The organism is Alcaligenes sp. GCM10023179, assembly GCF_042653705.1.
Classification (GTDB): domain Bacteria; phylum Pseudomonadota; class Gammaproteobacteria; order Burkholderiales; family Burkholderiaceae_B; genus Alcaligenes; species Alcaligenes phenolicus.
The window spans coordinates 1,451,658-1,463,460 of record NZ_JBHSIQ010000001.1 but is presented as its reverse complement, the minus strand read 5'-3'; the positions used below and the strand labels follow the sequence as shown (position 1 = coordinate 1,463,460).

The 11,803-nt window shown below is 56.6% G+C and carries 10 protein-coding genes; 1 reads left to right on the top strand and 9 read right to left on the bottom strand.

Going from position 1 to position 11,803, the window contains the following annotated elements:
- Positions 1-16 precede the first annotated feature (16 nt).
- The 9 genes from ACFPDR_RS06545 to gyrA form a co-directional block, all read right to left on the bottom strand.
- Positions 17-349, bottom strand: coding sequence for a lipopolysaccharide assembly protein LapA domain-containing protein (locus tag ACFPDR_RS06545; RefSeq protein ID WP_009456012.1), 333 nt, complete (start codon positions 347-349; stop codon positions 17-19).
- A gap of 114 nt (positions 350-463) precedes the next feature.
- Entirely contained in the window at positions 464-823 is a 360-nt protein-coding gene (locus ACFPDR_RS06540; RefSeq protein ID WP_026482971.1) for an integration host factor subunit beta, read from the bottom strand.
- 5 nt (positions 824-828) lie between these two features.
- Complete coding sequence (gene rpsA / locus ACFPDR_RS06535; protein ID WP_022983279.1) at positions 829-2,547, bottom strand: 30S ribosomal protein S1; 1,719 nt, start codon at positions 2,545-2,547, stop codon at positions 829-831.
- Between the two features lie 84 nt (positions 2,548-2,631).
- On the bottom strand, positions 2,632-3,309 hold the full coding sequence (gene cmk, locus ACFPDR_RS06530; protein ID WP_009463907.1) for a (d)CMP kinase: 678 nt from the start codon (positions 3,307-3,309) through the stop codon (positions 2,632-2,634).
- On the bottom strand, positions 3,306-4,628 hold the full coding sequence (aroA, locus tag ACFPDR_RS06525) for a 3-phosphoshikimate 1-carboxyvinyltransferase (RefSeq protein ID WP_376910922.1): 1,323 nt from the start codon (positions 4,626-4,628) through the stop codon (positions 3,306-3,308). Before aroA ends, cmk begins: the two co-directional genes overlap by 4 nt.
- Positions 4,625-5,509, bottom strand: coding sequence for a prephenate dehydrogenase (locus ACFPDR_RS06520; protein ID WP_035272684.1), 885 nt, complete (start codon positions 5,507-5,509; stop codon positions 4,625-4,627). The genes aroA and ACFPDR_RS06520 overlap by 4 nt, the downstream gene beginning before the upstream one ends.
- A gap of 357 nt (positions 5,510-5,866) precedes the next feature.
- Positions 5,867-6,958 (bottom strand): prephenate dehydratase, encoded by a 1,092-nt coding sequence (gene pheA, locus ACFPDR_RS06515; protein ID WP_009463912.1) that lies wholly within the window; start codon positions 6,956-6,958, stop codon positions 5,867-5,869.
- Positions 6,951-8,060 carry a 3-phosphoserine/phosphohydroxythreonine transaminase gene (serC, locus tag ACFPDR_RS06510; RefSeq protein ID WP_009463913.1) on the bottom strand — a complete coding sequence of 370 codons (1,110 nt, stop codon included), beginning with the start codon at positions 8,058-8,060 and terminating at the stop codon, positions 6,951-6,953. Before serC ends, pheA begins: the two co-directional genes overlap by 8 nt.
- Complete coding sequence (gyrA, locus tag ACFPDR_RS06505) at positions 8,060-10,744, bottom strand: DNA gyrase subunit A (RefSeq protein WP_035272681.1); 2,685 nt, start codon at positions 10,742-10,744, stop codon at positions 8,060-8,062. Before gyrA ends, serC begins: the two co-directional genes overlap by 1 nt.
- 440 nt (positions 10,745-11,184) lie before the next feature.
- Here gyrA and ompA point away from each other — a divergent pair, with 440 nt between their 5' ends.
- A complete protein-coding gene (ompA, locus tag ACFPDR_RS06500; RefSeq protein ID WP_009464175.1) occupies positions 11,185-11,781 on the top strand; it encodes an outer membrane protein OmpA in 597 nt (198 codons plus the stop codon).
- Positions 11,782-11,803: the final 22 nt, after the last annotated feature.

Sequence of the window (11,803 nt, the reverse complement as noted above, 5' to 3'; positions counted from 1 at the left end):
TGTTTACTCCAAGGACTTACAAAGGCGCCAGCGGGGCGACGGTCTCGGGCGCCACAGCAGCCGTATTCACGGGCGATTGCTGCGCTTGCTCCAGTCTGTCTTGCAGACGGTCCATTTCGCGGCGCAAGCGGTTGACCTCGCGACGGCGGCGCATCACCGCACCCACCATCAAAAGCAGCCCCAACACCAAACCTAAAATAAACGCGGCCAGCATTACGACGATCAGCGGAACGTCTTGAATAATATGCTCGGCGAAAAAGCTGACTTGCACCGGTTCCGTGTTTTTCAGTGCGAACAGAAGCACGATCACAAAAACGAGCAGACGCAGTACCCAGACTAGATAGCGCATTTTTAGGGCTCCAACAGTGTTTTTATAATGTCTGATTGTACGTGCAAGCGGAATTTAGCGCACACGCAAAACAGGCCCTGAAAAGGGCCTGTGTAATCAGTATGCAAGTAGGTCTTAACCGTGACGGACTCTCGCATTGAGCTGCTCGAAGGCAGACGACTGGTCGTCTGCTTCGATTTGCTCTTGCTCGAGAAAGACAGAATCGACTCGCTCGCGCAATTCCTTGCCGGCCTTGAAGTGCGGCACCTGTTTACCAGGCACCATCACTTTTTCACCCGATTTGGGATTGCGCCCTACCCGCGGCGAGCGGGTAGAGAGCGAAAAGCTGCCAAACCCTCGGATTTCGATCCGTTGACCGCTGGCCAGGGCCTGGGTCATAGAATCCAAAACCGTTTTCACGGCGAAATCCATATCGCGCAGAGCCAGCTGCGGATAGCGGCTGGCCAACAACGCGATCAGCTCAGACTTTGTCACGCTGATTAACCGTCGTCACGTTGCTGCTGGTCCAGCTTGGCACGCAGCAGAGCACCCAGATTGGTCGTACCGGACGAAGCGCTGGCTTCGGTCAGGCGGGCCATGGATTGAGCGGTTTCGGCGGTATCACGAGCCTTGATGGACAACTGAATCGAACGGGTCTTGCGATCCACGCTCAAGATCATGGTTTCGATTTCCTGACCTTCTTTCAGAGCCGTCGTGGCATCTTCAACACGGCCCGAGGAGATCTCGGAGGCGCGCAGGTAGCCTTCAACGTCCAGCGACAGAGTTACAACAGCACCCTTGGCTTCCACGGACTTGACGACGCCGCTAACCACGGCACCCTTGTCGTAGGTTGCTACGAAGTTGTTGAACGGATCGCCTTCCAGCTGTTTGATACCCAGGGAAATGCGCTCTTTGTCGGTGTCGATGCCCAGAACCACGGCGTCAACTTCGTCGCCCTTCTTGAAGTTGCGAACGGCTTCTTCGCCAGTCTCGGACCAGGACAGGTCGGACAGGTGAACCAGACCGTCGATGCCGCCAGGCAGACCAACAAACACGCCGAAGTCGGTGATGGACTTGATGCCACCGCGAACCTTGTCGCCGCGCTTGAAGTTGATGGCGAAATCTTCCCATGGGTTGGCACGGCACTGCTTCATGCCCAAGGAGATACGACGACGATCTTCGTCGATTTCCAGAACCATGACTTCGACTTCCTCACCCAAGGTCACAACCTTGCGTGGGTCAACGTTCTTGTTGGTCCAATCCATTTCGGATACGTGAACCAGACCTTCGATACCGTCTTCCACTTCAACAAATGCACCGTAGTCGGTCAGGTTGGTAACCTTGCCGAACAGACGGGTGTTTTGTGGGTAGCGACGTGCCAGACCGATCCATGGATCTTCGCCCAGCTGCTTGACGCCCAGGGAGACGCGGCTCTTTTCCTGATCGAACTTGAGGACCTTGGCTTCGATTTCCTGACCCACCTGCAGAACTTCGGATGGGTGACGAACACGGCGCCATGCCATATCGGTGATGTGCAGCAGACCGTCGATGCCGCCCAGATCCACGAACGCACCGTAATCGGTGATGTTCTTGACGATACCTTTGACGATAGCGCCTTCGGACAGGGTTTCCAGCAGTTTCTGACGCTCTTCGCCCATGGAGGCTTCCAGCACAGCGCGACGCGACAACACGACGTTGTTACGCTTGCGATCGAGCTTGATGACCTTGAATTCCAGGGTCTTGCCTTCGTATGGCGTGGTGTCCTTGACAGGACGCAGATCAACCAGCGAACCGGGCAAGAAGGCGCGGATGCCGTTGGTCATGACGGTCAGACCGCCCTTGACCTTACCAGTGATGGTACCGTTGACCAGTTCGCCGGACTCAAGCGCTTGCTCGAGGGACAACCAGGCCGACAGACGCTTGGCGCGGTCGCGGGACAGAATGGTGTCACCGTAGCCGTTTTCGAAGGCGTCGATTGCCACGGAAACAAAGTCACCAGCTTGAACTTCCAGTTCGCCCTGATCGTTCAGGAACTCTTCCAGAGGGATCAGTGCTTCGGACTTCAGGCCAGCATTGACCAGAACGTAGTTGTGGTCAATACGCAGAACCTCGGCGGAGATAACTTCGCCGCTTTTCAGGTCTTGGTTTTTAATGCTTTCTGCAAACAAATCGGCAAAGCTTTCGCCGCCCGTTGCGTCTGTGTGAAGGTTAGTGGACATTAAATCAATCCGTTAGCCAAAATGGCCATAAAAAACACACCAGGCAGAACCCGGTGGAGTGAACAAAGCCCGATCAGCACGGGATTAGGCTGTCGGGACCGCAATGCCCGACCAAAGGTCGAGCACCTTATTTACAACTTCCTGGATGCTGAGCTGGGAAGAATCCACAATGTGGGCACCCGGCGCAGGCACAAGCGGAGCATGAGTTCGAGAACGATCACGTTCGTCGCGCGCACGCAAGTCCGCCAAAAGACTCGTAAGATTAGCAGAAATACCCTTTTCGCTCAACTGTTTACAGCGTCTTTGGGCTCGCACCTCCGCATCTGCCAGCAAAAATATCTTTAAAGGTGCGTCCGGGAAGACAACTGTGCCCATATCGCGCCCATCGCCCACCAAACCGGGGGCAACGCGAAAATCCCGCTGCCGTTGCAAAAGTGCCTCACGCACCAGAGGCAAGGCCGCCACCTGAGAGGCCAGATTTCCTACCTCTTCCTGACGAATAGCGTCGCTGACGTCATCGCCATCCATGTAGATATGGGGGTAGTCAAAATGCACGTTCAGGCTCTGGGCCGCATGCTGGACCTGGGCCTCGTCCTGGACATCCACGCCGCGACGCAGGCAGGACAAGGCGGTCAGGCGATACAAGGCACCGCTGTCCAGCGTATGCCAGCCCAGCCGCTGCGCGACCAGGGAAGCAATCGTCCCTTTACCGGAAGCGGTAGGGCCATCAATGGTTATGACGGGAATGCTCTGCTCTGTCATGCCTGCACCAATTGTTCAAAAACAGAAAAATACTCGGGGAACGTCTTGCTGACACAGCCGGGATCCAGAATGGTGACCGGCACCGGGCCAAAGCTGGCCAGTGAAAAACACATGGCAATGCGGTGGTCATCATACGTTTCGATGCTAGCCGAACGCCATTGACCGGCGGCAATAGGATGCACAGTCAGCCAGTCCCGCCCGGATGCTACTGTTGCCCCCAGCTTGCGCAATTCGGCCTGCATGGCATCAATACGGTCTGTCTCCTTCACGCGCCAGCTGGCGATATTGCGCAAGGTGCAAGGACCATCAGCAAACATGGCCATGGCAGCTGCCGTCATGGCGGCGTCAGGAATATGGTTGAAATCCAGATCAAAGGCCTTGAGCTTGTCGCCCTTGGCTACGCACTGACCAGAAACGATCAGTTCATTGGCATGACGCTCGATATGAGCACCCATGGCTTGGGCCACATCCGCAAACTGAATATCGCCTTGCAGACTTTCTGTACCCACGCCCTGAATACGTAGCGGGCCACCGCCAATAGCTCCCAAAGCAATGAAATACGAAGCGGACGAAGCATCGCCCTCCACTACGTACAAGCCGGGGCTGACATAAGCTGCATCGGCGGGGACAGTAAAGCTGCTCCAGCCGTCGCGCTCCACCTGCACACCGAAACGCGCCATCATGGCCAGCGTGATTTCAATATAAGGCTGAGAGATCAACTCCCCTTCCACCTCGATACGCAAAGGCTGGCCCGTACGAGCAGTCAACAAGGGAGCGGCCATTAACAAGGCTGTCAGGAACTGGCTGGATACCGAGCCTTTCACCGACACACGACGCTGATCAGCCTGTACCAACTCACCAATCGCCAAGGGAGGATAGCCCTCTGCCCCCAGATATTGCACCTCAGCTCCCAGGCTGCGCAGCGCATCCACCAGATCCCCAATGGGGCGCTCGTGCATGCGGGCAATACCGCTAAGGTTGAAGCGACCACCCATCAAGCCCAAAGCAGCGGTCAAGGAGCGGAAAGCCGTACCGGCATTACCCAAAAACAGATCCGCATCGCGATGCGCAAAAGGAGCCCCACCGTCGATCACTACCGTGCCCTGCCCCAGGTCCTGCACAGCCACGCCCATTTGCTGCAGAGCGGCCATCATGACGCGGGTATCGTCCGAATGCAGCAAGCCTTCCAGGCGTGTTTGCCCTTGAGCCAAGGCGGCCAACAACAGGGCTCGATTAGAAATGCTCTTGGACCCTGGCAATTGCAGTTGTCCGCTAGCGCGGCTGACGGGGTTCAAAACAAGACTGTCGCTTTGGCTCATTGCAAACCACTCCTACTTGCCCAAAAACGGCGCGCCAAGGCAGCACGCTCTAAAAATTCGTATAAAGCCTGACCATCCTGGTCCTGCAAAGCCTGTTCGGCCTGATCCAGGGCCTGACGTACTTCCTGCAATTGACCCAAGACAGCCTCGCGGTTGCTCAGGAAAATATCGCGCCACACTTCGGCTGATCCGGCTGCAATGCGGGTGAAGTCCCGAAAGCCAGTTCCTGCCAAGGCAAAGCGCTGATCCGAGTTGGCACTGGAGGCCACCTGCCACATAAAAACCGAGGATAAAAAGTGCGGCACATGACTGACCGATGCCAGCACTTCGTCATGCGTAGCCGGGTCCATCAACATGACACGCGCCCCGCAAGCCTCCCACACGGCAATCAAACGCTCGCGTGCGCTGGCACTGTTTTCTTCCAGGGGGGTCAAGATGACGTTGCGACCGTCGTACAGATCAGCACGCGCCGCTTCGGGACCTACGGTTTCCGCACCGGCAATGGGGTGGCCGGGAACAAACTGGCTGATACGATCACCCAGCGCATCACGCGCCACACTGACCACATCAACCTTGGTGCTACCTGCGTCGCTGATCAAGGTGTCGTCACGCAGATGGGGACGCAAGGTTTTCAATACCGAGGCCATGGCCCCGATAGGCGTAGCCAACACAATCAGGTCCGCTTGCTGCGCGGCTTGCTCAAGCGTGGCGACATCGTCAATCAGGCCCAGTTCTTGGGCACGTCGCAAGCTTTTCAGCTGCCGACCTACGCCCAGCACTTTTCCTACCGCCCCGGAGCGCTTGAGCGCCAGAGCCAAAGAGCCGCCAATCAAACCGACTCCGACGATCGCCAGCACCGGAACCAAGGGCGGCGGCGCCATAGTTTCTGATGACGCTATCATGATTAATTCCGTTCCCTCTCAGGCCGTCCATGCTGCGCGTATTGCGTGAAATAGCACGAGCAAAACCGGGATATTGATGCAGACTTTGCCAGACTGCTGTGTAAACCCCATCAAAGGATTAAAGCAACGCGCAAAGCCTCTATTTTGTCTAGCCAGTTCTTGATGACACAGCGCACCAAGCAACTGCGCAAGACAGACCGAAACAAGCAGATCCTGTGCGAGCCACTCGTCCTGACAAGGCATGTCCTGAACAGGCACGTCCTGAACAGGCATGTCCCACACAGACAATAAGGCCTTGAGGGGGAAGCCCCCCCAGGCCTTTCTTGTTGCTGATGCTTAAAAGTCGTTTACGGGGTAAGAACCCAGAATCTTGAAAAAGGCGACTTGTTTCTTCAGTTCTGCCAAAGCAGCAGCCATGGCTGGCTCATCACGATGGCCGATCAGGTCTACGTAGAAATAATATTCCCACTGCCCTGTCCGTGCAGGACGCGACTCCAGGCGAGTCATGGACACGCCATGCACAGCCAAAGGAGACAGCATGTCATAAACAGCGCCAGCCCGGTTGGGCACCGCCAGAATGATGCTGGTCTTGTCATTGCCGCTAGGCAAGGACTCGATATTGCCAATGGCCAGGAAACGGGTGCGGTTGTGCGGATCGTCCTGAATACCGGCCTCGACCACACCCAGATTCCAGGCGGTAACAGCTGTATTGCCCGCAATCGCTGCAACCGTAGGATCGGACGACGCAATGCGTGCTGCTTCAGCGTTGCTGGAGGCGGCCTCACGCAAAAGCTGTGGGTAATGCTTTTGCAGCCAGTTCTGGCACTGCGCCAAGGCCTGAGGATGGGCCATCACACGGGTGACGCCTTCCATCGTGCCAGTTTGGGTCAGCAGATTGTGATGCACACGAATCGAGCGCTCGCCCAAGACACGCAAGGGCGAGTTCAGCAGCAAATCCAGCGTGCGGTTCACAGCACCTTCGGTCGAGTTCTCGACGGGCACCATGCCTACTTCAGCCTGACCCACTTCGACGCTGCGGAAAACCTCGTCGAAGGAGTCACATTGCAGGCCATCCAAAGCATGGCCGAAATGCTCGTAGGCGGCCTGCTCGGAAAAAGAGCCCTGCGGGCCCAGATAAGCCACGCGCAATACGCTTTCCAGACCGCGACAGGCAGAAATAATCTGCCCCCACACCGCTTCGACTGCTGCCGGTGTGAACGGGCCATCATTTTCAGACTGCAAGCGACGCACAATACGTGCCTCGCGTTCGGGCTTGAGGATGACTTCCTCTGTATTGAAGTCCTGCTTGATCTTGCCTACTTCCAAAGCCGCACGAGCACGCTCGTTGAGCAACTCCAGGATCTGGCGATCCAGCTCATCAATACGATTGCGCCAAGGGAGCAGGCGCTCAGTTAAGGTATTAGCCATTCCGTCGTTCAAATTCAGTCATGAAATCGATAAGTGCCTGCACACCCTCCAGCGGCATGGCGTTATAGATTGAAGCGCGCATACCGCCCACGCTCTTGTGTCCTTTCAGGGAAGTCAGGCCTGCAGCCGTAGCCTGTTCCAGAAACAGGGAATCCAGGGACTGATCACGCAAGAGGAACGGGACGTTCATACGCGAGCGATACGCCGGATGCACGGTGTTGTTATAGAACTCGGACGCATCCAGAAAGCCGTACAAGGCCTCGGACTTGGCCGCATTGCGTGCCTGCATGGCAGCCACACCACCCTGGCGCTCCAGCCACTTGAACATCAGCCCGGCCATGTAGATCGAGTACGTAGGCGGCGTGTTGAACATGGACTGCTGCTTTTCAATGTTGGCGTAGTTGAACGCCGACGGGCACAGATCCATGGCATGGCCCAGCAAGTCCTTGCGTATCATCATCAAGGCAATACCGGACATGCCGGCATTTTTCTGGGCACCCGCGTAAGCAACCGACACGCGCGAGAAATCGATCGGGCAGGACAGGATGTTGGACGACACGTCAGCAACGACGGGGACATCCAGCTTGGGAATATCATTGAACTCCACGCCACCAATGGTTTCATTGGTGCAAACGTGCAAGTAAGCCGCATCCGGGCGCACATCCCATTGGGAAGGCTCGGGGAACCAGGTCCAGGGCGCCCATTCCTTGCCCTGATCCTGCCACGCCTGACCACTGGTACCGGCAACGTGGATATCACCGTAGCGCTGAGCCTCTTCGCAGGACTTGACCGACCAGCTGCCCGAAAGCACGTAGTCGGCCTTGCCACTGCCATTGCGCTGAATCAGGTTCAAGGGCAAAAGGCCATTCTGGCCTTGTGCCCCACCCTGAACAAACAGCACCGCGAAATCATCGGGCACGGACAACAAGCTGCGCAAATCGGCTTCTGCCTCGTCACGCACACCCATATAGTCCTTGCTACGGTGGCTCATTTCCATGATGGACATGCCGGTGCCATGCCAATCTGTCATTTCAGCAGCGGCTTGCTCCAGCACTTCCAACGGCAGCATTGACGGGCCTGCCGAAAAATTCCATACACGCATTACTCGTTTTCCTCGCCGGAAGGGTCCGCCTGGTCTTGGGCGGAATCAAGTTGATTATCCTGCTCCTGACCTTCTGGCGCCTGACCCTCTTCGGCCAGCTCGGCGTCGACCTCGTCATCGGTCTCCACCACGCGGTACACACCAGACAGCTCGCTGTCATCGTCCACGCTGATCAAGGTCACACCTTGAGTCGCACGACCCATTTCGCGGATTTCCGCCACGCGAGTGCGTACCAGCACACCGGCGTTGGTGATCAGCATGATCTCGTCGGTTTCACGAACAAGCACCGCACCCACGACCTTGCCGTTACGGGCCGAGGTCTGGATGGCAATCATGCCCTTGGTGCCACGACCGTGACGCGTGTATTCGCCAATCGGGGTACGCTTGCCGAAACCGTTCTCGGTGGCGGTCAGCACGGATTGAGTTTCGTCCTCGGCCACCAGCAGGGCAATCACGGACTGACCTTCTTCCAGCGTCATGCCGCGCACACCACGGGCTGCACGCCCCATTGGGCGCACATCGCCCTCGTCAAAGCGCACAGCCTTGCCGGCATCCGAGAACAACATGACGTCGTGCACACCGTCGGTCAGCTGAGCGCCGATCAGGTAGTCGCCCTCGTCCAGGCCCACAGCAATAATGCCGGCCTTACGGGGGTTGGAGAAGTCGGACAGCGGGGTCTTCTTGACCGTACCGCGCGAGGTCGCCATGAACACGAACTGATCTTCGCTGAATTCCTTGACGGACAGCACCACGTTGATCTTCTCGCCATCTTCCAGAGGGAACATATTGACGATAGGACGGCCACGCGAGTTGCGTGAACCTTGAGGCACTTCCCAGACCTTGAGCCAGTACACACGGCCACGGTTGGAGAAGCACAGCAGGTAATCGTGGGTATTAGCGATGAACAGCTTGTCGATCCAGTCGTCCTCTTTCATGGCGGTGGCCTGCTTGCCACGGCCACCACGACGCTGGGCCCGGTACTCGGACAGCGGCTGGCTCTTGATGTAGCCGGTATGCGAGAGCGTCACCACCATATCCATAGGGGTGATCAAGTCTTCGGTATCCAGCTCGGTGGCGTTGTGCTCGATTTGCGAGCGACGAACGTCCTTGCCAGTGGCCGAGAACTCGTCGCGCACGGCGATCAGCTCGTCACCAATAATGGCGGACACACGGGCCGGGTTGGACAGGATGTCCAGCAAATCAGCAATCTTGTCCATGACCTCACGGTACTCCTGAACAATCTTGTCCTGCTCCAGGCCAGTCAGGCGCTGCAAGCGCATGTTCAGAATTTCCTGGGCCTGCACTTCGCTCAGACGGTACAGACCGTCTGTGTTCATGCCAAATTCAGCGCCCAAATCATCCGGACGGTAAGCCTGACGGCCGCCCACAATGGCGCTGGTGTCGGCACGGGCCAGCATCTCGCGCACCAGACCAGAATCCCAGGACCGAGCCATCAGCTCGACACGGGCAACCGGTGGCGTTGGAGCCGCTTTGATGATTTCGATGAACTCATCAATATTGGCCAGGGCCACAGCCAGACCTTCCAGCACATGACCGCGCTCGCGCGCTTTGCGCAACTGGAATACGGTACGGCGAGTAACCACTTCACGGCGGTGGCTCAGGAAGTAATCCACCAACTGTTTCAGGTTGAGCAGACGGGGCTGGCCATCGACCAGTGCCACCATGTTCATCCCGAAGGTTTCTTGCAACTGCGTATTCTTGTAGAGGTTGTTCAGCACAACTTCCGGCACTTCGCCGCGCTTCAGTTCAATGACCAAACGCATACCGTCCTTGTCGGACTCGTCGCGGATATCGGAGATACCCTCGATGCGTTTTTCGTTGACCAGCTCGGCAATGCGTTCCTGCAGCGACTTCTTGTTAACCTGGTAAGGAATGGCGTCGACCACGATGGCCTGACGGTTGCCCTTTTCCATGTCTTCAAAGTGTGTACTGGCACGCATGATGACGCGGCCACGACCCGTGCGATAGCCTTCGCGCACACCGGACATGCCATAAATAATGGCGCCGGTCGGGAAGTCGGGGGCCGGGATGTATTCGATCAGCTCATCAACCGTGCACTCGGGGTGGCTCAGGCAGTACAGACAGCCGTTGACCACTTCAGCCAGGTTATGCGGCGGAATATTGGTAGCCATACCCACGGCAATACCCGAGCTGCCGTTGACCAGCAGGTTGGGCAGACGCGAAGGCAACAGGGCCGGTTCTTTTTCGCTGCCATCATAGTTAGGCACGAAATCCACGGTTTCCTGGTCGATATCGGCCAGCAGTTCGTGGGCGATCTTGGCCAGACGGATTTCGGTGTAACGCATGGCCGCGGCGTTATCCCCGTCGATGGAACCAAAGTTACCTTGTCCGTCGACCAGGGTGTAGCGCATGGAAAAGTCCTGCGCCAGACGCACGATAGTGTCATAGACGGCAGAGTCACCATGAGGGTGGTACTTACCGATCACATCACCGACGATACGAGCCGACTTCTTATAGGCACGATTCCAGTCGTTATTGAGTTCATGCATGGCGAACAGAACACGGCGATGCACGGGCTTCAAACCATCTCGCACGTCGGGAAGAGCACGGCCCACAATCACGCTCATGGCGTAATCGAGGTAGCTGCGGCGCATCTCCTCTTCAAGCGAAACGGGAAGCGTCTCCTTGGCAAAGGAATCCATAGGTCAATTCTTTATAGATATGGGTTAAGCAGTAAGCCAGCCGTAAACGGACAAGAGGAAATTCTAGCACTTTCACATAGAGGGACGCAGCGTAGCGAGGCGAGAAGGCGGGCGATATGTGATTGAAACGGTCGATTCGCCAAAAATCCATCGTCCACTAATCGTATCGATGATGGATTGAAGAAGCGGCCCCACCCTTTCCCTGTTGCCTAAAACCAACAATAAAAGGAAAGAACAAGGCTAATTCCACGCATCTTCACGAATCGTTCCCCGTCCCCCTCACGCATGTGGCCGAAATGTCTTAAGATTCGACCTAACACGCATGAAACCCAGCGCAAGCAAGTCTTTGTTCCGTTCAAAGGATTGCTATACTGGTTCCGTTAATCAGCGGCAGGGGTTCGCTGCGGTCACTTAACAGCATCAGCTCAACGAGGAGAAATATGAACAAACCCTCCAAAATCGCACTTGTACTCGCCATTGCCGCCGCATCGGCCACTAGTGCAGTTTCCGCACAAGAGTCCGGCGAAGTTAACAACTGGCGCAATCCGTTCGGCGACGTTTGGAAAAACGGCACCAACGAACTGTGCTGGCGCAACAACTTCTGGACACCTGCTACAGGTATTCCAGGTTGTGACGGTGTGCCCGTTGCCCAAGCCCCCGAAGCTCCTGTCGTCGCTCCTACTGTCACCAAAGTGACTCTGAACGCTGACACATTCTTCGACTTCGACAAATCCACCATCAAGCCAGAAGGCCGCCAGGTTCTGGATCAAGTGGCTGACACCGTTCAGTCCATCGATCTGGAAACTCTGATCGCTACCGGTCACACTGACTCGATCGGCGCTGAAGCTTACAACCAGAAGCTGTCCGAGCGTCGCGCCAATGCTGTTAAAGCATACTTGGTCAACAAGGGCGTACCTGCAGACCGTATCTACACCGAAGGCAAGGGCGAAGCTCAGCCAGTGGCGTCCAACAAGACCCGCGAAGGCCGTGCTCAAAACCGTCGCGTAGAAATCGAAATCGTGGGCAACCGCAAGTAATTCTTGCTGCATCACGTATTTC